This window comes from Olivibacter sp. 47, assembly GCF_030372825.1.
Lineage (GTDB): Bacteria > Bacteroidota > Bacteroidia > Sphingobacteriales > Sphingobacteriaceae > Olivibacter > Olivibacter oleidegradans.
On record NZ_JAUCNR010000001.1, the window covers coordinates 3,172,990 to 3,198,940 of the forward strand.

The following is a 25,951-nucleotide window of genomic DNA, read 5'->3' on the forward strand; positions in this document are numbered from 1 at the left end:
AAATGGAGCTGTTTTTAAGGTTGTTATTGGCCCACTTGATAGGCGACTTCTTTATACAAAGTGATAAAGGCGTAAAGTCAAAAGAACATAAGAAAGTAAAATCCCCTTACCTCTACTACCATTGTTTGCTTCATATCGGTTTGGCATGGTTGATGGCTTGGGATATCCAATTTTGGCCTTATGCTGTTTTCATTGGATTGACACATTATTTAATCGATTTGGCGAAACTATATTTTCAACAAAAGAAATGGCAGGTGGAGGCGCTAATTGTTGACCAGATCTTTCATGTTTCAATTATTGCTGCGGCCGTTATAATGGCTGAAAGTGTGGAGATACCCTCTTTGGACAAGCTGTTCGATGCGGAAAAACTGGTCCTATACTTTTGCCTGCTATTTCTCACAAAACCATGTTCAATACTTATTAAAACGGCTATTTCTAAATGGACACCTCAAGAGGACGGAAGGGTTGACAGTTCATTGCAGAATGCGGGGAAGTGGATTGGTTATTTGGAGCGATTATTGATTTTTGTCTTCATTATCGTAGGAAAGTTCGACGCGGTTGGTTTTTTATTGGCCGCTAAATCAATTTTCAGATTCGGCGACTTGAAGCAAGGTGATGACAGAAGACTGACTGAATATGTGTTAATAGGTACATTACTAAGCTTTGGTATTGCTGTCGTGATTGGCTTGTTTTATTACGGTTGGTTTGGATAAGAGGAACGTCTAGGCGTATTGCTTCATTATCATCCCGATTCTAGCGTTTCAAATCATTCCATTCAATGCGCGACGAAAATGCAACTTATAGACGTTCCCCCTGTTTTAATTTTTATAAGCCAATAATCTCAACGCATTAAGAACGACCACCAAGGTAGAGCCTTCATGAGCGAAAATAGCCGGGCCAATGGAGGCAAGCTCGAACATAGTTAGCGGAATGAGAAGCACGACTACTCCTAAGCTTATCCACAAATTCTGACGAATAATTGCTTTCGACTTACGGCTTAGGCCGATCGCAAAAGGCAGGTTTTCTAACTTGTCCGCCATCAAGGCTATATCTGCTGTCTCCAGTGCAACGTCCGAACCCGCCGCTCCCATTGCGATTCCAAGCGTACTTTTTACCATGGCGGGGGCATCGTTCACCCCGTCGCCCACCATGGCTACCTTGCCTTCTTTGTCTGTGAGTTGTTTAACGGCTCTTACCTTATCTTCAGGCATTAAATCACCGAACGCGTCTGTTAATCCGATCTCCTTTGCAATAGAATTTGCAACCTGTTGATTATCGCCCGTTAACATGATCATTCGTCGAATGCCAAGCTTTCGGAGCGCTGCGAGTGTTTCTTTTGCGCCTACTCGGGGTTTGTCCATTACAGAAATAATTCCGAGAAAATCTTTCCCTTTTTTAACTAACATCACCGTTTTTCCTTCTGCTTCTAATGTCTCCACTTGTTCTTTATAATCCTGTGGAAGATTCCCGTCGTCACTTGAGAAAAGAGCCTTATTCCCTATCAAAACTAAACTGTTGTCGATCGTACCTTTCACGCCTTTACCCGTAACACTTTCTATATCGATAGCCTCACTTATCCTATTAGGTTCAACGATTTCATTAATGCCGTTAACGATTGCCTGAGCTAAAGGGTGATCGCTTTGCTGTTCGACAGCTAGAACTGTGGAATAAAATTCTTGCTTATCAACTCCGTCGAATATGATTAGTTCAGCTAACTTTGGCTTGCCTTCTGTCAAAGTCCCTGTTTTATCGAAAGCTACGGCATCTAATATACCCAAATCTTCAAGTGGCCTACCTCCTTTGATCAAAACTCCTCCTTTAGCTGCACGGGCTACACCACTTAATACAGCACTCGGTGTAGAAATAGCTAAGGCGCATGGGCTCGCCGCTACCAGAACTGATATGGCCCGATAAAAACTTTCGTTGAATGTTTCATCAACAATTAAAAACGCGAAACATAGTAGGATCACTAATAAAAGAACGGCCGGAACAAAATATCGCTGAAATTTATCGGTCAATAATTGGGTAGGCGACTTTTGTTCTTCTACTTCATTAACCATATGTATTAATCGTGCAATGGTCGAATCTTTCGCCTCTTTTGTTACCTGGACCTCTAGCACTCGGTTTCCGTTGATAGTGCCCGCAAACACCCGGTTTTTTTGATCTATCTTCTTAACTTTGGAATAATCTCTCGTAGGGTCATCAATGGCCATTTTATCTACCGGAATACTTTCACCTGTAATTGGTGCCTGGTTAACAGTCCCCTCACCTCTTACGACAACCCCGTCTGCCGGAACTTTGCTATTCGGTTTTATACGTATAGTATCCCCTAATTGCAATTCTTCTATTTTGATCTCCACTTCCTTGCCTGCTTGCAGTAACAGGGCGGTCGGCGGGGCTAAATCCGTCAATGCTTGTATCGATTTACGTGCTTTACCGAGTGCATAGTGTTCTAAAGCATGACCAAGACTGAATAGAAAAAGTAACAGGCCGCCTTCTGACCATTTTCCTAATATAGCTGCTCCAACTGCTGCGGCAAACATGAGAAAATCAATCTCGAAAGCTCCTTTCGCTATGGTTTTGATTGCTTCTTTTAATGTGAAAAACCCGCCAAAAAAATAGGCCAAAATAGAGGCTGCCAATGCCATGAATGTTTCGTTGTTTATTGATAGTAAATAGCCGATGCCCAAAGCGAGCCCCGAAAGCAGCGCAAATACGAGCTCCATATTGGAAAAAAAACCGGTATTGTGCTGCTCTTTATGCTGTTCTTTCATAATAATAAAATTAATAAATAAAAAAATTAGATGCCCTTGTTCATAATCATTGTTAATGACCATGCTGATTGCCGCCGTCCATTTTGGCTTGAATGAATACCGCGCAGGATGTGGCGACTTTAACACTGTCAGGTAATACATCGATTGGGATAATTTCGGTGTAGCCGAGCGAGCTTGCACCCTTTTTTATTCGAATACGTTTGAAGAGATATTCTTTTTCTTTGTCTGTGTTGATCTTTTCTTCGTTAACGTAAAATATATAACTGTTACCCTCTTTCTGAGCAATTCCGTCATTAGCAATCGCGTTAACCGTGGTATTTCCGATGCTCAGTATCGCATTTACACCCATTCCGTCTATGAACCCATTCCGATTGCCTACTATTCGTGCATGCACGGCAACCGCTTTATTTTCTCCTTCGAAAGAACTTCCTACTTTATCGACAATTGCTTTGCCCTCTTTGTTGGGATTATTTGAAAGGCTGAATGTGATTTCCTGCCCTATTTTTACTTTCTCCAAATCTTTCTCATAAACATACAGATCGAGATCTACTTCCTCATTATTCACAATGCGTGCAATAATCATCCCTGCATCAGCACTGGCACCAAGCCCCATTTCAACACTGGCAACAGTGCCGGCCATTGGAGCTGTTACCGATAGGCTTTCTCTTATGTTTTCTACGCTTAGTTTCGGGGCATCTATGCCGGCCAAACTTAGCTGTTTCCGGATAGATGCGAGTCGGATTTGTTGTTGGGCAAGCTGCGCTTTTATGTTTTGGTAATTCTTTAATGCACCGGCATTTCCTCTCATGAGTTCCTCTTGTCTATTTAATTCGATCTTTGTAAGCTCGATGCTGTTTTTTAATGTCAGATACTCCTCTTGCAATACGATAATTTCCGGATTAAGCAGCGTAGCGATTAGTTGTCCTTTCTTTACAACAGAGCCGGGAGAAATATATAAGGATTGTATTTTACCTCCATATAACGACGATATGGAGGCTTTATCTTGATTGTGTACCCGAACAAAACCCACAGCTTGCAAGCCGTTTTTTAGATCCTTTTTTTCAATATAACCTAAGGTAGCATCGATGGCCTTGAGTTGATCTTCGCGAATACTGAGCAAGTCGAACGTTTTAGCCTCTTTTGCGGTGTTTTCTGCCGTTTCGGTGCGGAAAGAATTGGTTGATGCTTTATTTGAGCGATTTGACTGACAGGATAAATTCAACAGGATGGCACAAACGCATCCCCATAATTTTATTCTTTTCATTTTTTGTTTTTTTGAGCTATGCTGGTATGGTTATTTCCCGGTTAGATAATTTATAGTGGCTACCACCTGATTATACCGATTAAGTGTTTCAAGGTATTGGAGGTGGGTATTAAAAGCTTGTTCTATACTTTGTGTATAAGCTACGTAGTCAATCTCACCTTTTCTATATCCTAATCTCGAAGAGGCGATCAATTCGTCCGCTTCTTGCAGTCCACTATCTTCATAAAATATAAGGGCAGCCTGTAACGGTCGGTAATAACTTAATTGTTGCATAAAAGTCGTTTTTAAATTATTGAAGGTCTGCTCATATGCGTATTCAGCAGCTTTGGTTGCCAGTAGAGAAGCTTTTACTTTCGCTTTTTGTGCGGCTAAATTAAATAGAGGTACTGCGACCCCTAGAGAAACACCAGCTATTTTAGTTCTTTGTCCGTATGATTTGTTTATTCCTTCCGGATTCCATCCCTGAAGAATGAGTTGCTGTTGATAGCCAACAGTGATATCCGGTAAAAAAGCCGATTTCTGTACCTTGACCGATTCTTCCGCTACGCGGATTTGTTGATTAGCAAAAGATAGCAGCGGGTTATTTTTAAGTGCGACACTATCTGTTGTTGATAAAATACTTAATTTATAATCTTCTTGCTCTTTTATATCGTATGGTTCGGATACATTAAGCAAACGCATCAACTCCTGCAAAGCAGCTATTTTAGCAGCGCCTGCCTGTTGCTGTTGTAATTGAAGCTGTCGATAACGATTGGATGCAATCAGTAACTCGGTCTTCGAAGTTTCTCCTGTATTATAACGCAGTTCGGCGATTTTGAGAAATTCATTCAAGATGCTATCCTGTTTTGTCCGGAGCTTGAGTGATTGATTGGCATAAACGAGATTAGCAAAAGCGATACGCACGTCACGTATAAGGTCGTTCTTACTTACTGTTAGACTTGTTGCCGCTAATGTGGTTTGTTCTTCTAACAGTTGTCTTTTAGCACCGTATACCGTTGGGAAGCTGAATGTTTGACCAATACCTATGTTGTTGTCCGGACTGGCGCCTTCTAAAGGAGATTGCGCTGCCGAAATATCTATGTTGGCCGGATCAAAAGCGCTTTTTCCAAAGCTTTCTGTCTAAGCCGATTTACATCAGCTTCTTTAAGTCCAGGATTGTTTTTCAAGGCCATGTTTATGGCTTCGTCTAAGCTAATTCTGCCTTGGATCATGTCTTGTTGATTTTGAGCGGAAACGATAAGGGAAGGTTCGGTAAGCAGTACTAGCGCTAAGGAAATCATTCGGATCAAGCGTTTAGGACTCCTAAGTTTGAAAGAGTAGAAAAGAAAATAAAGTATCGGCAAAACAAATAAGGTAAGGAGTGTCGCGGTTACTAAACCTCCTATGACAACGGTGGCCAATGGCTTCTGAACTTCAGCTCCGGAACCGGAGGATATAGCCATAGGTAGAAACCCGAGGGACGCCGCTGTTGCTGTCATCAAAACAGGTCTCAGCCTGGTGAGTGATCCTTCAAGAATACGGCGTAGGATGTTTCCCTGTCCTGCTTTTTTCAACTGATTGAATGTACTAATCAATACGATACCATTCAATACGGCTACGCCGAACAAAGCAATAAAGCCGACGCCGGCTGAAATGCTAAATGGCATATCACGAAGCTTTAGAGCGATTATTCCACCGATAGCCGACATCGGGATGGCGGTAAATATTAATACGGATTCTTTCGTCGAGCGGAATGTAAAGAACAGTAAAACGAAAATTAGCAACAAAGCTAGGGGTACTGCGATGAGTAGTCTCGATTTTGCTTCTTGCAGATTCTCAAACTGACCTCCAAAGGTATAAAAGTAACCATCCGGTAATTTTACTTCTTCATCAATTTTATTTTTGATGTCGTCAACAACACTTTGGACGTCACGACCTACAATATTGAAACCGACTACTATACGTCTTTTTGCATCGTCGCGACTAATTTGCGCGGGGCCATCTTTAAACTCGATATTTGCCAGCTGAGAAAGTGCAACTTGTTCACCATTTGAAATCGGCACGAGCAAATTACGAACATCGTCAATATTGTTTTTAACAGTACTATCTAAGCGTAAAACTAAATCAAACCGCCTTTCATTTTCATAAATTACACCGGCAATTGCACCGGCGAAAGCCGTATTTAGTGCTGTGTTTAGTGCTTTGATGGTTGTACCGTAGTTTGCAAGTTGGTCATAATTATAGGTTACTGTAATTTGCGGTAATCCACTGATGGGCTCGGGTAATACACCGGAAGCTCCGCGAACGGTGGCGATTGAAGTTGTCACCTTATCAGCATAAGTCGCAAGCGAATCTAAGTTCTCGCCAAAAATTTTGATTGCCACATCTTGCCGAATACCCGTCATTAACTCGTTAAAGCGCATTTGTATGGGCTGATTGGCTTCGATATACACGCCTGGTAGTAAATTTAACGCCTTCTCCATATCGGTAGCAAGCTGCTCATAACTGCGGTCGCTTTTCCATTCTGATTGATTCTTTAGAATAACCATGAGATCGGTTGCTTCAGGTGGCATTGGATCGGTTGGGACTTCAGCAGAACCCGTTTTTCCAACCACCATTTTTACTTCATCGAAAGTTTTGAGAATTTTAGCGGCCTTCATCGACGTTTCGATACTCTGTGAAAGTGACGCACCTTGTGGAAGTACACACTGAAAAGCAAAGTCACCTTCTTTTAGTTGCGGAATGAATTCTGCTCCCATTCTTGAGAATAGGTATGCACTTCCTCCAAAAAGCAACAAGGTAAATGATAGAATCCAATAGGGTGCTCTTAATGCTTTTTTTAATAAAGGAGTATAAAACCGTTGTAATTTATACATTAAACGATCGGAAAAAGTCTTTTTTTGTATCGGTTTTTTAGAAAGAAAAAGCGCGCACATCATCGGGACATAGGTCATGGAAAGTATGAGAGCACCAATGATCGCAAAACTAACAGTCTGCGCCATTGGTTTGAACATTTTCCCCTCAATACCCGTTAATGCTAGAATAGGGATGTATACCATTAAAATAATGATTTCGCCAAAAGCAGCACTCGATCGGATTTTTACAGCTGAATCAAATACATGATCGTCCATTTCTTCTTGGTTTAATCTGAAGGCAGATTTTCGTAGGCCAAAGTGATGCATTGTCGCTTCTACGATAATAACTGCTCCGTCTACGATCAAGCCAAAATCGATCGCACCTAAACTCATCAGATTGGCACTGACACCGAAGATGTTCATCATTGAGAATGCAAAAAGCATGGAAAGTGGAATAGCAGATGCGACGATAAGGCCGGCACGAAGGTTACCCAGAAACAGGACAAGAACCAAAATAACGATCAAGGCACCTTCTATTAGGTTACTTTTGACGGTATCAATGGCGCGATTCACTAGATTTGTTCGGTCTAGATAAGGTTCGATTACAATATCTTTGGGAAGCGACTTTTGTATCGTCCGCATCTTTTCCTTAACCAGCTTTACGACCTCTGCACTATTAGAGCCCTTTAACATCATAACCACACCTCCCACTGCCTCCCTTTCTCCATTATAAGTTAAAGCGCCATATCGTATGGCTCCGCCAAATTGTGGACTGGAGACATCTTTAATTAAAATTGGAACACCCTTACTATCTTTTTTGATCACAATGTTTCCAATATCGGTTAAACTCCGCGCCAAGCCGAGTGAACGGATATAATAAGCATTGGGCTTTTTATCGATATATGCACCGCCTGTATTCTCATTATTGTTTTGTAAGGCGGTGAATACTTCGGCAATTGTAATGTTATGAGCCTGCAATCTATCCGGACGAACTGCAACTTCGTACTGCTTTAATATTCCGCCGAAGCTATTAACCTCGGCTACACCGGGAGTTCCATACAGTTGCCGCGCTACTATCCAATCTTGCATTGTTCGAAGATCAGTAGGTGAATATCGTTTTTCAGCACCTGGTCGGGGATGGATGATATATTGGTAAATTTCCCCTAAACCAGTAGTGATAGGTCCCAATTTCGGTTCGCCGATACCTGGTGGAATTTGGCTTTGAGCTTCTTTTATACGCTCGGCAATCTGTTGCCTTGCCCAATAAATATCTACTTTCTCTTTGAATACTACCGTAATCACTGAAAGACCGAAACGACTAATACTTCTTATTTCGATCATCTGCGGAATGGTGGCAACGGATAGCTCAATTGGAAAAGTAACTAATCGTTCGATTTCCTGAGCTGCCAGACTGGGAGCACTGGTAATTATTTGCACCTGATTATTGGTAATGTCAGGTAACGCATCAATAGGAAGTTTAGTTGCAGACCATACCCCCCAAACAATGAGTGCAAAGGTAAATATACCTACAATCAGCTTGTTTTTTATACAAAAAAAAATGATTTTATTCAACATAAGTTACACGTAATGTATAGCATACCGTAACGGTATCTATACAAATTATTCCAATATGACTAACGATTGTTCACGGGCGGATTATAAGACTTTCCCGTGAATGACATTTTTATGGAAGGTGTAATCTGTTATGCGTCAATAGCAAAAAAGGTAATTATTGAAGAATTACCATCACTAAACACATAGTTTCTAAGTATTACACAACATCCTGTTAAAGACTAATGTGCTTTTTGGAGGCTGCCAGATACTTGATACCTGTTCATTTGAGAAGTAAACTGTTAAAGGGATTGCCGGACAAGTTTGTAAGGGTATATACGGTAACCAATCATTCGTTGCCGGAAGAATTTTAAAGTTATGTAGGGAATAACCACAACTTTCATTATGGTGATGATCACAGGGGAAATTTGTGTCTTCTTCATCATCTGAAGCATCATGCTTTTCAACTCCCTGACTGTGCTCTTTCAGAAATTCTAAAAGTGATATTTTTCCATGATCTTCTAAATGATGAGCGTAGTGTGCAGGAAACGAGGTCACAAATAGCAAAGCATCTTGTGGAATTATCATCCAAATAAAGAAATAGATAACACTTATTTTCTTTAATATTGCCATCGCTATTGATCAACTACGAACAAAGCTATTAAAAATTATTGAAAATGAATAGGATCCTTTTCCGTATTGTTCGAGCGGGATACCTAACTAAGCGATGACAAACACATGTATATAAAGCAATTACAATATATACTGGCGGGCCTAGTATTCGCAGTTTTATGGTCGTCTGCGTCCATAGCTACGAAATGGGGATTACAGGTTTCACAACCTTTTGTTCTAGCGATTACTCGATTTTGTCTGGCCGGCGGCATTATGATTTTTATTTCTCATATTATGCTGAAACATCGTTTACCTCATGGGAATGAATGGAAACAGCTGTTTGCCTACGGTATTCTCAATATTGGCGTTTATTTGGGATTGTATGTCCTTGCTATGCAGCACGTGTCCGCAGGTCTTGGATCACTTTTTCCCGCAACAAGTCCAGCTTTTGTGAGTGTGATTTCCGCGTTGGTTTATAAACAACGAATCACCGCCAAAATATTGTTCAGCTTAAGCTTGTGCCTCATCGGTATTGTTGTTGCCGCCTATCCTTTATTAATGAAGAGCTATGCGTCCCCTATCGGTTTGTTTTTGCTTCTACTGAGCATGTTATCTTACTCGTTGGGGTCTATTTACTTCGCTAAGAAGAACTGGCAGAAACTAAATATACTTACTATAAATGGTTGGCAAACGATATTAGGCGGTTTACTGCTTGTACCCTTCATGCTCTTCTATTACGATCGGTCCCTAAATACTTATAATATAACATTTTGGAGCGCGGTGAGCTGGTTAGCATTTGTTGTTTCGATTGGTGCTGTTCAAATTTGGCTTTACTTGATTAGGCAAGATGCCGTTAAAGCCTCTTTTTGGCTCTTTTTGTGCCCAATATCCGGTTTTTTTATTGCCTGGTTGCTTGCCAACGAACCAATTGATGCATATACCGGCCTAGGTGTAATGTTGGTGATAGCGGGGCTAGCCCTTGTGTTAAAAAGAAAATAGATCGGATAAACCAATCCGTACATGCCATACGATCATTTGTTACTTTAAAAGAAATAAAATGGATAAAACCATTGTTATTAAATAACTTAATTATTATGTTTGTTTAGGTATTAAACTTATTGTTATGGGAAAATTTGTTATTAAAACAGCTAAAAACGGCCAATTTTATTTTAATTTAAAAGCAGATAATGGTCAGGTGATTTTATCAAGCGAACAGTATACAACCAAATCAGCTTGTAATAATGGTATATCGTCCGTGAAAGAAAACGCAAAGTTAGATGAGCGGTACGATAGCAAAGAATCTAGCAATGGAAAATTCTTTTTCAACTTGAAGGCAAAAAACGGACAAATTATTGGTACCAGCGAGATGTATGAAACGAGTTCCGGTCGTGATAATGGTATCAGTTCCGTTAAGAAAAATGCACCTGACGCCACAACCATAGAAGAATAAAGAAATAGAATGGTAGCTAACTTAAGTTGGCGGCACCAAAAGTTGTATAGGATCCGATTCTACGGAAAATGTACAACTTTTTTTATTTTATGCGATGTTTAACCTTGCTATATATTGCTGTCGACCAATTTATTACTAGTCAATTTCATCGATGATAGGCGATGTAAACAGACTGTGTTGACTGGCAGTGAACAAGTCTCTCCACATACGATTAATCTCTTCGGTGGGGCTAGCTGCTTTCATACCACAATAGGGATATAGTTTGGCTACCCATTGCTGCGCGGTCTTTACCAACAAACGAGTATGTTTACTGATTTGTTCGAGTAGAGCTAAGTCGATAGCATTCGTTGTATTCAATTGCATCCAGGATTTTTCAACTAATTCATAAAGTTCGCGTTGTAAGTTATTCATTTCCAGTTTGGCATTTGACAAATATTGATCGGGTAACTTCATTTTCCCATGGTAATTATCCCGTACGTCACTGTACTTTTCATCAAAGATTTCGTGGCATAAATCGAGAAACCTACAGGTCATACCGAGGGTGTTAACGCATAATGTAGCTTCTGCGAACTGTTGAAACGGATAACGATAAATCGGAGCCTTTAATATTGCACCTTGGGGGTCTATTTTGAAAGCCCTCCTCTTTTCTACTTTTAGATTATTTACCTCAAAACTATGACTCGCTGTTGCTTTCAAGCCCATGGCATTCCAGTCGTGCAAAATGGTGACTTCATCCTGTAAAAAGAAAAAGGATTTTATTACCGGTTTCTTTGCCGCATCCAGTAACGGTTCTCCATTTTGGTAAATTTCACAATTTGCCGTGAAAACAGTATTATGTGCAGCCCCGGTGGCATATTGCCATTTACCGGATACTAAATAACCCTCTTCCATTATTTCAGCATGGCCACCTACTCGTCCGCTGCCACCGAAACACACTTTTTTGTTGCTGAATAAGGGGTGTGCGATGTCCTGATTTAAAAAGCCGACAAACATGTTGGCTCCGCTGCAGAGCGTCACCGTCCAGCCTAGGCTTCCATCTATTTCGGCCAACAACCGTTCTATTTGAAGGGCTTCTGTTAGGGAGAGGTCCAGCCCGCCGTAAGCTTTGGGTACAAAGAGATTAAAAAGCTTATTTTCGTATATAACTGCTAATTGTTTAGTTGTTAAACTACCTTGTAATTCGGCTTCTAAGCTTTCTTGACGCAATTCTGCAGCTATTTTTTTTAATTCTTGAAGAAGTTTCATTGATTTATCATTTATACATTAAGCTGTCGGTAAATCTTCTTTTTCCATGCGAAATAACCAAAAATGGCGACAATGAAAAGTATCAACGTTAATATCGCATAAAGCAAAAGATCTTTATGAATATAAAGCGGGATCGCAAAAGCGTTGCTTATATTCAGTAGCAACCAATTTTCAATTTTTCTTTTTGCCAATAACCACATCCCGGCCCAAGCCGTTACACTTACCCAAGTATCCCACAGTGGGACGGTAGAATCCGAGAAATGGATGAGAATCTTATATAGAAAAGGCGTTCCCAGCAAAAGAAAACCAGCAACGACCAGCCAATCACTTGTTGAGCAGGTCGTAATGGGCACCTTTTCACTACTTCCTTTTCTAAGCCAGTAATACCATCCATATATGCTCATTACGAGGTAGTAGGCATTTAGTAAAATTTCCGCATATAGGCCCGCTTCGTACAAAACAAACATCGTAATGAGAATACTGATAATGCCGCAGGGATACAGAGCTACTTTGTTGTACCGTGCCAGTAACACCTCCGCTATTCCGAAAAGGACTCCAAACCATTGTATCAGTGGTGTTTGTATTAACTGTTCTTTAAAGATAGTTAGCCATTCTGCCATGTCACGCATTTTAACGAGCTATTTGCCTATTAATTTTACAAGAGCTGCGAAGTTAAGCTTAATTTGTGCCAAATTTGAAATATTCATCGTTTCTTCTGCAGCGGGAAATAATCTCAATTTTCACCAAATACAGCACAACGAAAACAATTATGCTAAGCTATTGTTAAGTGATGGATTTATTAAAGATTCATTTATTCACATGTTAAATTCCCCTTCTCCGGAAAAAAGACCTTATTCTTTTGAGTTGGCTTCAAGCTTATTGTCATTAGTACTCATCATTGCAGTTCTCTACTTTTTACAAAGCGTGCTTGTCCCTCTCATGTTTTCTATTCTAATTGCTATTTCGCTTTATCCCGTAACCAGGTTCCTCGAAAGGTTCAATGTTCATAGAGCACTTTCAGCAATTCTTTCTGTTATATTAGCGATATTAGTTATAGCCGGACTCATCTGGTTTATTGTACATCAGGTAATCGTGATTGGCCATAACGGAACAGATCTTCAAAGTAAATTCTTGACCATATTTAATACCATCCAACAATGGATAACTGTTAAATTCGGTGTTGAGCCGGGGGAGCTGACCGCAAAGGTAAAGGAGTTGTCTAATCGGGCTTTATCGAACGCAGGCACCTATCTTTCAGCTGCTTTTGGCTCTGTGGGCGGTATTTTAGCAGGTCTTGTGATTGTGCCACTTTTTTCTTTTTTCCTTCTTTATTACCGGGATTTTTTTCGCGAATTTTTCTTTCATGCCTTCCGCAGTACATCTCAAGATAAAGTTCACGAAACCCTTAATCGTATTTATAGTGTTGTTCAAAGCTATTTGCTTGGTTTGATTACGGTAATGGCTATTGTTGCCGTTTTGAATACGGTTGGATTACTGTTGATGGGAGTGGAATATGCTTGGTTCTTTGGCACCTTAGCATCTCTACTGATGTTACTGCCTTATATTGGTATTGCCATTGGGTCTATACTACCTGCAGTGTTTGCACTTGCCACGAAGGATAGTTATTGGTATGCCATTGGCGTTGTCGCTTGGTTTCAAGTTGTGCAATTCTTGGAAGGCAACGTTATTACACCGAATATTGTCGGTAGTAAAGTGAGTATTAATCCGCTAATGGCGGTAATTGCTATTTTGCTTGGGGGAATGTTGTTCGGACTAGCGGGTTTAATACTGGCACTGCCGTTAACGGCGGTTATTAAAGTTTTATTTGACGCTATTCCTTCCATGAAAGCTTTTGGTTTTCTAATAGGAGAACCCGAAAAATATCATTTGAAAAAGCATTCGACAATGGTATTACTAAAAAGATGGAAGTTAAAGGATAAATTAGATAAGGATAAATAACTTGTTCATCATGATCGACTGTCAGCGATTGCGCAATTTTTGACAATCGCTGATAATACATTTTATCCCTGATCTTCCAACAAAAGCTCAAGTTCTTTTCCTGCTATTAATAGCTCTTCCGTGATTTTTCTCGTGTACTGCTTAATTTCTTCTTTAAATGCCTTGACGGACGCTCCGGAGCGTATTTCTTCCAATCGCTTTTCCCATTGACCTGTTAGCTCCGCTTGTGCAATTAGTTTATCTTTCACTATGTCGTATACAGCAAGCCCGGTTTCCGATGGCAGTAAGTTCTTTTTCTTTCTTGTAATATAAGAACGCTTTATCAAGGTTTCGATGATTGATGCGCGCGTTGCCGGAGTCCCTAGCCCACTTCCTTTCATTGCATATCGCAATTCTTCGTCCTCAATTTCCTTACCTGCCGTTTCCATTGCTTTCAATAAGCTTGCCTCGGTATAAAGTGGTTTAGGCTTGGTTTGTTTTTCAGCGATGCTTTTTTCTATAATAGCCAAGCTTTCGCCTTCACTTACTTTCGGTATGGTGTTGTTCTCCGGTTGATCTTGATCATTCTCTTCCGGTTCATTGTATACGGCGCGCCAGCCCGCAGATCGAATTACGGTACCATTTGCGATGAATTTTGAACCTGATTCAATGGTAATCTTAGTGAGGTCCTTCACACAGACCTCATGAAAAGCCTCTAACATCCTTCCGATAATCATGTCATATAGTACCTGCTTATCAGGTGACAGGTTTCGTGCCGGTTCTCCCGTCGGTAAAATAGCATGGTGATCTGTCACTTTCTTGGCATTGACACTTCTTTTGTTGAGTTTGTTATTGGCCAAAACTATAGCTTGTTTCGAAAAAAAAGGATGCTGTTGTTGCTTTTCGATGAGTTGCGGAATGGTTTCAAAAACATCATCACCTATATATTGACTACCTGTACGAGGGTATGTTATTAATTTTTCCTCATATAGGCGTTGTAGAATTGCCAGCGTTTCATCAGCGGTGTATCCTTTCTTTTTGTTCGCTTCTTGCTGTAAGCTACTGAGGTCGTGCAGCAATGGAGGTTGCTCCTTTTTTGTTTTTGTTTCGACTTTGCTGATATCCCCCCCTGTAGCAAATCCATCTGCTACACTTTTGACGGCATTAAGAACTTCTTCTGCCTCTTCCCTTTTATAATAGTTTTTTTTGGAAACGGCTTTGAAGTTCTGCCCGTCCTTTTGCAAGGAAATGATGACCTGAAAATAAGTCTGAGGGATAAAGTTCTTGTTCTCCAGGTATCGAGCGCAAATCATTGCCAAGGTGGGAGTCTGCACCCGACCCAAGGATAACACGGTTTTAGATCCGGCTGATATACTCAGGGCTTGGGTCGCATTCATCCCTACGAGCCAATCAGATTCAGAGCGGCAATGAGCTGAATAAAACAAGGTATCATAATCCTTGCCGGGTTTAAGGTTCCTAAACCCATCTTTAATGGCTGCATCAGTCTGTGAGGAGATCCAAAGTCGCCTAAACGGCTTTTGACAATGGAGATAATGATAAATGTATCTAAAGATAAGCTCTCCTTCCCTACCGGCATCCGTTGCTACAATAATCTCCGTCGCTATATCAAAAAGAGCTTTTATGGTATTGAGCTGCTTGCGTACAGATGGATCCTCAATCATACCTTCGTTCGTTCTGATTTTTCGAACACTCAGCTTTAGTTTTTGCGGAAGCATCGGCAGATTTTTTACTTTCCATCCTATATATCCATATTCTTGCGGTGGGGCTAATTGCAGTAAATGACCAAAGGCCCAGGTGAAGGAGTATCCTTTGCCTTCTATATATCCGTCTCTTTTCGTCGTAGCTCCAAATACCTTTGCCAGATCACGTGCTACAGACGGCTTTTCTGTTATAATGATCTTCATTAAGATTGCTTTTGGAACCGCTAAATTAGGGTATCTACGCTTAAATTTCGTCTTTTTTTATTAGATGATTGATTGTCTTTTGTTTAGCAAATTGTATTTTAGTTTACTTTAAAAATAATATGGAAATCTTATCATACCTCTTTTTTGGAATAACGATTTCGATCGTGTTATTGTTTATCTGGTCAAAGAGGAAACGAGCCTGGAGAAAGGGGGCGCAGGAAGGCTTGACCGAAACTTATAGCGGGATATTAGAACAATACGTATCCTTTTATAGGGACCTTAATGACGCGGACCAAGAGCGCTTTCTTAACGAGATTACCATTTTTTAAGAGACGTGCACATTGAAGGTGTTGGTACAGAGGTGAATGAGTTGGACCGGGTCTTGATTGCCTCGAGCGCTGTTATCCCAATTTTTAATTTTCGCGGTTGGCGCTATAAAAACCTTAGTAACATTGTCTTATATCCTGATACGTTTAACAGTGACTTTCAATTTGTTGGTGCACGCCGAAACACGTTGGGTATGGTAGGCGAAGGTTTTATGAATGGCCAAATGATATTATCGAAAAGTGCCTTACATCACGGATTTTCGGAAAATAGCAATGGGAGTAATACAGCAATTCACGAGTTTGTTCATCTGATCGATAAGCGAGATGGAAGTGTCGACGGAATCCCTGAGCTTCTTTTGGCACGCCCCTACGTGATTCCCTGGATAAAAATGATGCATGCTGAAATGCATCGGATTAAAGCGGGTCGTTCCGATATTGATCCTTATGCGCTAACAAATGAAGCAGAATTTTTGGCTGTTGTATCGGAATATTTCTTCGAAAAGCCAACTAAATTCAGAGATCACCATCCCGAACTTTTCGATCTCCTGACAAAGATGTTTGGCAAAAAGCCTTGAAAAATGGACTTCGTTCCGTTCTATCCTGCATACGATTAACTCGTTTGCTTAGTGAGAAAGAAGTAGTGAACTGTTTCCTTATTTGTTGGTTAAAGCAGCTGCTAAAACGAAAAAGGATTTAGTATTAGATTTTCAGTCCTTTTTTGTTTGTTAAAATAAAGCCTTAAAAATTATTTAACTGTTTATTAATATGTGTTTTTGTTGTGAAAATATTAATAAATTATCTATTTTCACCAAATCCAAACAGAAGGCGATGATAAGTTGCCACAGCTTAATATCGACTGTTTTACAATCATTCAAACAAAAGAAATGAACTTTAACGATCAATTGAAATCTCTATTTGTACCGGAAAGCGAAATACCGGAAGAGTTTGCCATTCATGAAGAACTCCATCAGCGAGAATATCTCTGTGATGGGGAGATGCGTAGCTGGACAGGTCCTGTCAGCGAAGTGTACTCGCCCATATGTGTACCCGACGCGCAAGGAACTTTGCAGCGTAAATTTATTGGCACCTATCCTATTTGTACCGACAAGGAAGCCTTGGAAGCACTGGATGCCGCTGTAAACGCCTATGACAACGGTCGTGGCGAATGGCCTACTATGAGTATTGACAATCGGATTAAATGTCTACAAAAATTTGTTTTCAAAATGAACGAGCAACGCTCGTTGGTAGTTAAGCTGATTATGTGGGAGATTGGGAAATCTCATACGGACGCGGCGAAAGAATTTGACCGGACAGTTGATTATATAAACGCTACGATTGATGCACTAAAAGATATAGACCGTCAGTCATCCCGATTTGAGATCGAAGAAGGCGTCGTAGCACAGATAAGACGGTCGCCCATTGGTGTAGTTTTATGCATGGGGCCATTTAACTATCCATTAAATGAAACATTCACAACGCTGATCCCGGCGATTATTATGGGAAATACATTGCTTTTTAAACCACCGAAACACGGTACATTATTGCATTATCCTTTATTGAAGGCTTTTCAGGAGTCTTTTCCAAAGGGTGTAGTTAATACGATCTATGGACGAGGAGCAACGATTACACCGGGCCTGATGCAAACAGGCAAAATAAATGTGTTAGCTTTTATAGGTTCAAGTAAAGTAGCAAATGACCTTAAAAAACGCCATCCAAAGATTAATCGCTTGCGGGCTGTACTTAGCTTAGATGCCAAAAATGCGGCAATCGTTACTAAAAATGCCGATATTTCGCTTGCTGTTAATGAAACTGTATTGGGCGCTTTATCATTTAATGGACAGCGGTGCACCGCTATTAAGATCGTTTTTGTTCATAAGGACATTGTGGATGATTTTCTTATTAAGTTAGGGGAAGCCATTGCAAAATTGAAATTCGGTATGCCTTGGGTTCCGGGTGTTAGCTTAACCCCCTTACCGGAGCCAGGTAAACCGGAATATTTAAAAGAGTGCATCGATGATGCTCTCCTACACGGTGCAAAGGTCGTTAACGAAAATGGCGGAGCTAGTCTAGCTTCTTTTGTTTACCCCGCAGTGGTTTATCCTGTAAATGAAAAAATGAAATTGTATCGCGAAGAACAATTTGGCCCCGTTATTCCGGTAATTCCCTATGACTCGATTGAGGAGCCAATTAAATATCAGATTGATTCTCCCCACGGTATGCAGGTAAGTATTTTTAGTAATCATGCGCAGGAGATTGCATCGTTGATTGATCCATTCGTAAATCTCGTTAGCAGAGTGAACATCAATAGCCAGTGCCAAAGGGGACCTGACAAATTCCCCTTCACTGGTAGGAAAGATAGTGCAGAGGGCACCTTGTCTGTTGTAGACGCTTTGCGTTCCTTCTCTATTCGATCATTGGTAGCCACCAAAATGAATGACAAGAATAAAGAACTCATCAATGAAATTGTAAATCATCAAGATTCTAATTTCTTGAGTACTAATTTTATATTCTAAAAAAGAAGCAGTCTCCGGTTCTTGACGAAGACCCCTATCGGAGACTGCCTTTATGAATGTGTTTATTTCGGATTAACCAACCATTTTGCCAACTACTACCTTGATCATATTATTATAATCAAGATATTTGTTAGCAGTATTCATAATGGTTTCGGGTGTACTACTTTTTACAATCTGTAAGTGGCGATTATAGTATGTTAAATCCAATCCAACGAAGTGTACGTTTTTAAATTTATCTACATGAGAGAAAACGTTTTCCAGTGAGCCAAGAAAAGCACCATTCACGTAATTTTTTACTAAGTTTAGCTCTTCTATCGGTATTGGCTCATTTCGCAAACGATCGATTTCTTTTTCGATTTCTACCAGTGTTGCATTGGTTACCTCTACGCCAACTTCAGTTGCTATGGTAAAAAAAGCCCCATATTTTAAAGATGCGATGCCTGATCCGATGCCATACGTAAAACCTTTTTCTTCGCGAATATTGGACATCAATCGTGACCCGAAATAACCTCCTAAAATCGTGTTTAATAGCTGAAGTGAAGAAAAGTCAGGATGCTTTCGGTTGATGGTTTGGTAGCCTACTCGAATAGCTGATTGTAAGGCATCCGGTCGTTCAATAAGTATGAAATTTCCCTTTTGCGAGCCCTTGTCCACCATGCGCTGTTGCGTTTGATCAAGCGGGCGGGCATCCCATTGATCTCCGAAAATCTTTCTAACAGTTTGATGGACTTGGTTTGTCACTCTGCCCGATATAAATATCGTGCAATTACCTGCATTTATCTGGTGCTGATAGAGCTTCAAAATATCCGAACGCTCTAATCGATCATAGTCTTCTATTTCGGGGGAATATGCATATCGATTGCTGTCGAAAATAGTTTTGTTAAAAACTCTTCTTGCAACAAAGTCGTTTTTCTTTAATGATACAGAAAGATTTTGTTTGTTGTTACGAACATAAGTATTTAGCTCACTTTCGGGGAAAATACTTTCTGTTAGAACGCTTTTTACAATAGGCAATAACTTCTCTACGTGCTTATTTAGGGCATATAAAGTAAGAGAGGTATGATCAAAAGAATACTCCGGCTGCAAAAATGCGCCATAAAAATCTACTTTTTCCGCTATTTCCGCGCTCGCATATTGTTTAGTGCCCTCCAAAAACATACCGGCTAAGGCAATATTAAGTAATGGAAGGTGCAGATCTTCGGTATTCAGGTTTTGGAATACCCATTCTATTTTTACCAAATCCTGCTCCCCGGAGTTGAAAACAAAGAGATCTACTCCGTTTTGTAACACTTCGTGTTCGGGTTGCAAAAGCCTTACTTCTTCTACAACATTAAATTGGGGGGCAATGGTTCTGTCTATCATGCTAACTTGCTAAATAAAATAAAGTGGACGAATTTTCTAATTGAAATATTTGTTGTGCTGTCTTCTGTATATCCTCAGGGGATACATTTAGGTATTTTACAACTTCGTCGTTAAGCATATCTGCGTTGCCTAGCAATTCAAAATATGCCAGATTCATCGCCTTGTCAAGAATTGACATCTCTGCAAATACCATGGTCGATTCTATTTTATTCTTTACCTTTTCAAGTTCATATCCCAACACGGGCGTATTTTGTAAATCACGTAATTGTTCCCATACAGCGTTTTCGGCAAGCTCCATTGTGGTACTTGGCAAAGGTTTACCTTCTACTATAAATAAACCATTATCTAAACTGCCCAATAAATAAGCATTTATTTCACTGAAAAGCGATTGCTCTTTTACTAATCGACGGTACAATCGGGATGAATTACCTCTTGATAATATGTCTGAAATCAAATCGCAGGTATAATAGTCTTTTGAACGCCTATCGCTCATATGGAATGCCATATAGAGACTATTAACCGGTACATTGGCGGTAACTACCTCTCTTCGCGCCTCCAATTGCTTTGGCTCCGCCTCAAGATTGCGAATATATTTGGTACCGGAAGAAATGGAGCCGAACCACTTTTCGGCTAAATCTTTTACCACACTTACGTCCACGTCTCCTGCAATAACTAATATGGCATTTTGCGGCGTGTAATGTTTCTTAAAAAAATCCTTCACATCTTGTATTGATGCCAGTTCTATGTGGGAAATTTCCTTTCCGATGGTGGCCCATTTGTAGGGATGCTGTTTGTATGCCAACGGTCGTAACTTAAGCCATACATCTCCGTAAGGTTGGTTAAGGTAACGTTGCTTGAATTCTTCCGATACTACTTGTTTTTGCGTTTCCAGGCTTTTTTCGCTAAACGCCAAACTTAACATGCGGTCGCTCTCCAACCAGAAAGCAGTTTCCAGATTAATGGCAGGCAGCGTTATGTAATAATTTGTGATATCATTGCTGGTGAAGGCGTTACTTTCGCCACCAACTCGTTGCAGCGGCAAATCAAACTGAGGGATATTAACGGATCCACCGAACATCAAATGTTCAAAAAGATGAGCAAACCCCGTCTTATCGGGTTCCTCATCCCTTGCTCCTACATCGTAAAGTATATTGAGTACGGCCATTGGAGTCGACTTGTCTTCGTGTACCAATACCCTTAAGCCATTGTTTAACGTGAACCTTTCATATTTTACCATAGATTGTTGTTTTATTTTGGGTTAGCAAACCTACTATAATTTTTAGAATAAAAAACCTAACAATCTAATATTTGCCGGCTTTTCCGTTTAGTTTTGTATGGCAAAAATTACACAGCATGTTTCCTTTTAATTTTTTTAGTCCTATAGAGCGACTACGATACGAGCCTTTTTATAAAAAGAACTATACAGTAGATATCAAACGAGATGATCTGATCCATCCCTTTATCTCAGGCAACAAATGGAGAAAGTTAAAGTATCTGTTGCAAGATGCTCATAAAAACGGAAGGAATCATTTGGTAACATTTGGCGGAGCTTGGTCCAATCACCTCCTTGCAACCGCCGCTGCCGCTGCTTCATTCGGATTTAAATCTACCGGCTTTGTGCGAGGCGAGCCGGTAGACAACGCCAATCTGAAACTTTGTCAATTATTTGGTATGCAGCTTATATTTGTTGAAAGAGAGGCTTATAGAAATAAACAACATGTGTTTGATCACTACTTTGGACAGGACAAATATGCCTATTTCATCAACGAAGGAGGCGCTTCCTCTCTTGCTTTACTCGGTTGTGCGGAAATAATTGATGAGCTTCGCACAGATTATGATCATATCTTTTGCGCCTGTGGGACGGGTACGACTTTAGCTGGCTTAAGTATGGGATTAAAACAGCGTAACCAACAAACCAAATTACATGGTGTTTCTGTTCTCGCCGGTGGTGATTTTCTCTTAGAGGATATAAAAAAATTGTACGGTGAAGCAGACAACATTACAATACATACAAGCTATCACTTTGGTGGATACGCAAAAACAAAACCTCCATTAATGGATTTTACTAAGTCGTTTGTTAGCAGCACCGGTGTTTTAATAGAACCTGTGTATACTGCTAAAACCTTCTATGCATTGATGGATTTGATTGAAAACAATTACTTCCAAGAAGGTGCAAGAATTTTAGTTCTGCATACCGGTGGACTGATCGGTATTTTAGGTAAAATAGACGAGTTTTAGTGATATTTTGTTGAATTGGTATTTTTTTGTCATAAATAATAGGTTGAAATTGAAATATGAAATAATTATTCGGTATAAATTGCGTTTTTTGAAATTTTATCTTATGTTTGATAATAAACCAAATCAATAGCATTTTATGAACAGGATCTCCATTACTCCCGAAAATGCACAGGCCATTATTGGTAAACACGTACTTACTGATGGTTATGACTTAACATTGGATCTAAAGAAGAGCCAAGGCGTTATGATGTACGATTCAAAGCATGGCAGAGAAATTCTCGACTTCTTCACTTGCTTTGCTTCCGTACCACTGGGTTATAACCATCCTAAAATGTTAAATGATGGCGATTTCAAAGAAGATTTACTACTAGCAGCATTAACAAATCCATCTAATTCGGACATTTATACAATGCAGTACGCTAAATTTGTAGACACATTTGATCGTGTGGGGATTCCCTCTTATTTACCGCACGCTTTTTTTATTGCGGGAGGTGGTTTGGCCGTGGAGAACGCGCTGAAAACAGCAATGGATTGGAAAGTACAAAAAAATTTCCAAAAGGGATATATTAAAGAAAGAGGGTTTAAAGTTATACACTTTCAGAAAGCTTTTCATGGTCGTACAGGTTATACCCTTAGTTTGACCAATACACAACCGGAGAAAACGAAATGGTTTGCCAAATTTGACTGGCCCAGAGTGAGCGTTCCGTATATCGAATTTCCTTTTACTGACCAAGGATATGAAGATCTTCTTAAACGCGAAGAACAGTCGCTAGCTCAAATTAAGCAAGCTTTTGCCGACAATAGAGATGATATTTGCGCTATTATTATTGAACCTATACAATCTGAGGGTGGCGATAATCACGTAAGGAGAGAGTTCTTGGAACAGCTACGTATTTTAGCGAATGAAAATGATGCGCTTTTAATTTACGATGAGGTGCAGACCGGCGTAGGTTTAACAGGTAAATTTTGGTGCCACGAGCATTTTGGGGCGAAGGCGAGGCCTGATATTATCGCATTCGGGAAGAAAATGCAGGTCTGTGGCATTTTAGTAGGCGAAAAAATTGATGATATAAAAACAAATGTCTTTAAGGTTCCCTCACGGATTAATTCTACTTGGGGCGGAAATTTGGTTGACATGGTAAGAGCGACTAAAATTTTGCAAATCATTGAAGAAGACAAGCTCGTTTCGCAAGCCGCCGAACTCGGTGAATATTTACAGCAAAAGCTTTTGACCTTAGCAGACAAGTACACGATAATTAATAATGTTAGAGGTCGAGGATTACTAGCAGCTTTTGATTTTCCGAACAAAGAAAGTCGAAATCATTTTTTAAAGAAAAGCCTTGATAAAAATGTGTTATTGTTGGGATGTGGAGAGCGAAGCATTCGTTTTCGGCCAGCTTTGGTAATACAACGTGACGATATTGACAAGGGTGTTAGCATAATGGGCGAAGTTCTTCAGTCCTTGTAATAGGCTATTCGGGAATGCGGGTAATAAGTATCTTATCGATACGCATTCCATCCATGTCAACAACCTCAAGCTCAAAATTATTCCATCTAACTTTTTCAGTCAAGGTAGGGATATGGTCTAACAGTTTTAACAATAAACCTCCCAGCGTGGTGAAATTATTGGTTTCAGGGACATCAGACACCTTGAAATATTGAATAAATTCAAAGAGGGGCAACTGACCGTCAGCTAACCATGTATTTTCAGAACGCTGTATAATTTGATAATCGTTTGCTGTATCCGTCTTATCACTTATCAATTCATCTAATATATCATTGATAGAAATCAGTCCCTGAAGATCACCATATTCATCTAAAACGATTCCATAATGCTGCTGTGCGCTTCTTAATAGCTCCAAAACTCGATAGGCCGCGGTATATTCCGAAACAAACAGCGCTTTTCTGACATGGCGCTTCAGGTTCGGTGAAGAAGTGGAGGATTCTTGCAGAAAAAGTTCCCTAACCGAAACCAGTCCTAGTAAATTATCCAACGATCGTTCACATACCGGATAAACCGAATGAGGTCGACTTCGGATTTTTGATTTTATGGTCTCCCAATTATCGTTTATATCAATCCAAACAAGATCCATGCGATGAGTCATTAATTCGCCGGCCCTTCTATCTCCTAATGAAAAAACACGCCGGACAAGATCTTGTTCTATTGGTTGTATTTCCCCTCCCTCCGTACTATCTTTAATGATGGCATTTATTTCTTCTTCAGAGACGGCCTCATCATGATAGTCCTTTATTCCAAATAAGTTAAAAAAAAGATTGCTGGTTTTCGTCAAAATCCAGATAATAGGTAAAGAGATTCTGGAAAGTATGGTCATTGGCGCCGCGATAGTTGTCGCAATTGCCTCAGGATAATGCAAACCTATCCGTTTTGGAATGAGTTCACCGAATACAATAGTAAGATAGGTAATAAATAAAACGACTAAAAAGACTGCAACTGATTCCGCGTAAGGGGTGATTAACTCGATGCTTCTTAAATAGTTGGCCACGGTCAGCGTTAAACTTTTGCCGCTAAAAAGTCCGGTAAGAATACCAACAAGCGTAATACCTATTTGAACCGTTGATAAAAAGGTCGTTGGATTGTTGGCTAATTCGAGCGCTTTAGCTGCCCCCGTATCCCCTTTCTTTATTGAAGCTTCCAGCTTGAACTTTCTGGTTGAAACCAAGGCGAGCTCACTCATCGAAAAAAGGCCATTGATAAGAATGAGTGCAATGATGATTACAATTTCCATTATTCTATTAAATAAATCTAAAAGACGGGTTTATCTCTATCTTTATCTAACAAAATGGGCATCTATTGGTTTTTAGTACTTCTGAAGTTCTTATTCTATTTAAACGGCAATCTGTCTATTATACTTACTTTTATATTGTGTTGGTGAAAGGCCCGTGATACGTTTGAAGGTTGTCCGAAAGGACTTGGAATCACTATAGCCCACGTTATACATTACCTCATTTACGTTTTCATTGCTTGTCTCAAAACTTAACTTGGCGGCTTCAATTCTGACGCGTTGTATGTATTCTAAGATCGTGTTGCCGGTTGCCTTTTTAAAGCGTCGTTCAAAGTTCCTTCTTCCGGTGGCCAATTTATCCGCAAGATCTTCAACGGTAATGCGTTCGCGGAAATTCTCCTCAATAAGCTCCTGTGCACGCCGAACGGTTAAATCTTCATGATCTTTCTGTCTTTGAAAGATGATAAACTGAGATTGATTGTTTCTTTCGATATCAATTTCAAACATTTTCGATGATCGAATGGCCATTTCACGCCCGGCAAATTTCTCCACCAAATACAGGATGAGATTTAGCGACGAGTAGGCACCCCCACTTGTATAAATTCCCCTTTCGTCCGTAATAACCTTGTATGGCATCAGTTTCACGTGTGGGAACATACTACTGAATTCATTAGCCGATAACCAATGCGTTGTGCAGCTTCTACCGTTTAACAAGCCAGTAGAGGCCAAAAGAAAGGCACCGACACATAATGAGGCAATTTCGGCCCCAAGTTGATATTGCTTTTGAATCCAAGGCACAAATTCACGATTTACGGCTACAATATCTTTCATATTTCCGTGAATAGCAGGAATAACAATGAGGTCTGTTTTTTTTAGCTGATGAATCGTCGTGTCAGAACGTATGCTAAAGATTCTGCCCGATGAAACTACTTCGTCTGAAAGGCCCACTATCTGAATGTCGAAAAGAGCTTCCTTTCCGGTGCTTTGTAGCGCTTCATTAATTTTAGAGAACATTTTATAGGTGGCTTCCATGCTACTCAAGCTCGTTTCGCCTATTGGATTAAGTAAAGAGATATGTTTCATGGAACGAGGTTTAATGTTAAAATACCGCCTTAAACGCTTTAATTCAGATAACAAATTTAGCATAAAAGGGTGTCGCAAGCAACACCCTTTTA

General features: G+C 40.1%; 21 protein-coding genes. 9 read left to right on the forward strand and 12 right to left on the reverse strand.

The annotated features are described in order from the left end of the window. Positions 1–2 precede the first annotated feature (2 nt). Positions 3–713: a DUF3307 domain-containing protein gene (locus tag QT327_RS13810; protein ID WP_130856000.1), complete on the forward strand. Its 711-nt coding sequence runs from the start codon at positions 3–5 to the stop codon at positions 711–713. Between the two features lie 105 nt (positions 714–818). Here the strand turns inward: QT327_RS13810 and QT327_RS13815 are convergent, their stop codons facing one another. From QT327_RS13815 to QT327_RS13830, 5 genes are all read right to left on the reverse strand, one after another. Further along, positions 819–2,774 carry a heavy metal translocating P-type ATPase gene (locus tag QT327_RS13815; RefSeq protein ID WP_289553095.1) on the reverse strand — a complete coding sequence of 652 codons (1,956 nt, stop codon included), beginning with the start codon at positions 2,772–2,774 and terminating at the stop codon, positions 819–821. 52 nt (positions 2,775–2,826) lie between these two features. Beyond that, positions 2,827–4,038, reverse strand: a complete 1,212-nt coding sequence (locus QT327_RS13820; RefSeq protein WP_130855999.1) for an efflux RND transporter periplasmic adaptor subunit — start codon at positions 4,036–4,038, stop codon at positions 2,827–2,829. A 30-nt stretch (positions 4,039–4,068) separates the two neighbouring features. Continuing rightward, positions 4,069–4,941, reverse strand: a complete 873-nt coding sequence (locus tag QT327_RS28255; protein ID WP_502910534.1) for a TolC family protein — start codon at positions 4,939–4,941, stop codon at positions 4,069–4,071. Between the two features lie 173 nt (positions 4,942–5,114). Beyond that, positions 5,115–8,447, reverse strand: coding sequence for an efflux RND transporter permease subunit (locus QT327_RS13825; RefSeq protein WP_354004776.1), 3,333 nt, complete (start codon positions 8,445–8,447; stop codon positions 5,115–5,117). 189 nt (positions 8,448–8,636) lie between these two features. After that, a complete protein-coding gene (locus tag QT327_RS13830; protein WP_165446962.1) occupies positions 8,637–9,056 on the reverse strand; it encodes a hypothetical protein in 420 nt (139 codons plus the stop codon). Positions 9,057–9,161: 105 nt separating this feature from the next. Here QT327_RS13830 and QT327_RS13835 point away from each other — a divergent pair, with 105 nt between their 5' ends. After that, a complete protein-coding gene (locus tag QT327_RS13835) occupies positions 9,162–10,034 on the forward strand; it encodes a DMT family transporter (RefSeq protein WP_130855996.1) in 873 nt (290 codons plus the stop codon). Between the two features lie 124 nt (positions 10,035–10,158). Further along, positions 10,159–10,485, forward strand: a complete 327-nt coding sequence (locus QT327_RS13840; RefSeq protein ID WP_013666923.1) for a YegP family protein — start codon at positions 10,159–10,161, stop codon at positions 10,483–10,485. A 135-nt stretch (positions 10,486–10,620) separates the two neighbouring features. Here QT327_RS13840 and QT327_RS13845 read toward each other — a convergent pair whose 3' ends face one another. Both QT327_RS13845 and pnuC read right to left on the reverse strand, forming a co-directional pair. Next, a complete protein-coding gene (locus tag QT327_RS13845; RefSeq protein WP_130855995.1) occupies positions 10,621–11,730 on the reverse strand; it encodes an acyl-CoA dehydrogenase family protein in 1,110 nt (369 codons plus the stop codon). A gap of 11 nt (positions 11,731–11,741) precedes the next feature. Then, positions 11,742–12,350, reverse strand: a complete 609-nt coding sequence (gene pnuC, locus QT327_RS13850) for a nicotinamide riboside transporter PnuC (protein WP_289553096.1) — start codon at positions 12,348–12,350, stop codon at positions 11,742–11,744. Here pnuC and QT327_RS13855 point away from each other — a divergent pair. Further along, a complete protein-coding gene (locus QT327_RS13855) occupies positions 12,349–13,689 on the forward strand; it encodes an AI-2E family transporter (RefSeq protein ID WP_083812311.1) in 1,341 nt (446 codons plus the stop codon). The two genes, pnuC and QT327_RS13855, sit on opposite strands and share 2 nt — an antisense overlap. A 62-nt stretch (positions 13,690–13,751) precedes the next feature. Here the strand turns inward: QT327_RS13855 and QT327_RS13860 are convergent, their stop codons facing one another. Continuing rightward, on the reverse strand, positions 13,752–15,593 hold the full coding sequence (locus tag QT327_RS13860; protein WP_130855994.1) for a DNA topoisomerase 3: 1,842 nt from the start codon (positions 15,591–15,593) through the stop codon (positions 13,752–13,754). A gap of 119 nt (positions 15,594–15,712) precedes the next feature. Between QT327_RS13860 and QT327_RS13865 the strand changes: the two genes are divergently transcribed. The 3 genes from QT327_RS13865 (at position 15,713) to QT327_RS13875 (ending at position 18,432) form a co-directional block, all read left to right on the forward strand. Further along, a complete protein-coding gene (locus QT327_RS13865) occupies positions 15,713–15,922 on the forward strand; it encodes a hypothetical protein (protein ID WP_289553098.1) in 210 nt (69 codons plus the stop codon). A gap of 5 nt (positions 15,923–15,927) precedes the next feature. Continuing rightward, positions 15,928–16,494: a M90 family metallopeptidase gene (locus tag QT327_RS13870; RefSeq protein ID WP_289553099.1), complete on the forward strand. Its 567-nt coding sequence runs from the start codon at positions 15,928–15,930 to the stop codon at positions 16,492–16,494. 309 nt (positions 16,495–16,803) lie between these two features. Continuing rightward, positions 16,804–18,432 (forward strand): NADP-dependent glyceraldehyde-3-phosphate dehydrogenase, encoded by a 1,629-nt coding sequence (locus tag QT327_RS13875; protein WP_130855992.1) that lies wholly within the window; start codon positions 16,804–16,806, stop codon positions 18,430–18,432. A gap of 72 nt (positions 18,433–18,504) precedes the next feature. Here the strand turns inward: QT327_RS13875 and QT327_RS13880 are convergent, their stop codons facing one another. Together QT327_RS13880 and QT327_RS13885 are read right to left on the reverse strand one after the other, a co-directional pair. Continuing rightward, a complete protein-coding gene (locus QT327_RS13880) occupies positions 18,505–19,794 on the reverse strand; it encodes a M16 family metallopeptidase (RefSeq protein WP_130855991.1) in 1,290 nt (429 codons plus the stop codon). A gap of 1 nt (position 19,795) precedes the next feature. Then, positions 19,796–21,031 carry a M16 family metallopeptidase gene (locus QT327_RS13885; RefSeq protein ID WP_130855990.1) on the reverse strand — a complete coding sequence of 412 codons (1,236 nt, stop codon included), beginning with the start codon at positions 21,029–21,031 and terminating at the stop codon, positions 19,796–19,798. A 116-nt stretch (positions 21,032–21,147) separates the two neighbouring features. Here QT327_RS13885 and QT327_RS13890 point away from each other — a divergent pair, with 116 nt between their 5' ends. Further along, positions 21,148–22,032 (forward strand): 1-aminocyclopropane-1-carboxylate deaminase/D-cysteine desulfhydrase, encoded by an 885-nt coding sequence (locus QT327_RS13890; protein ID WP_289553100.1) that lies wholly within the window; start codon positions 21,148–21,150, stop codon positions 22,030–22,032. A gap of 136 nt (positions 22,033–22,168) precedes the next feature. Further along, positions 22,169–23,500, forward strand: a complete 1,332-nt coding sequence (lat, locus tag QT327_RS13895; RefSeq protein WP_013666933.1) for an L-lysine 6-transaminase — start codon at positions 22,169–22,171, stop codon at positions 23,498–23,500. 4 nt (positions 23,501–23,504) lie between these two features. Here lat and QT327_RS13900 read toward each other — a convergent pair whose 3' ends face one another. Together QT327_RS13900 and QT327_RS13905 are read right to left on the reverse strand one after the other, a co-directional pair. After that, positions 23,505–24,779 carry a hemolysin family protein gene (locus QT327_RS13900; RefSeq protein ID WP_289553101.1) on the reverse strand — a complete coding sequence of 425 codons (1,275 nt, stop codon included), beginning with the start codon at positions 24,777–24,779 and terminating at the stop codon, positions 23,505–23,507. 99 nt (positions 24,780–24,878) lie between these two features. Further along, entirely contained in the window at positions 24,879–25,859 is a 981-nt protein-coding gene (locus QT327_RS13905; RefSeq protein ID WP_289553103.1) for a GlxA family transcriptional regulator, read from the reverse strand. Between the last annotated feature and the right edge of the window lie 92 nt (positions 25,860–25,951).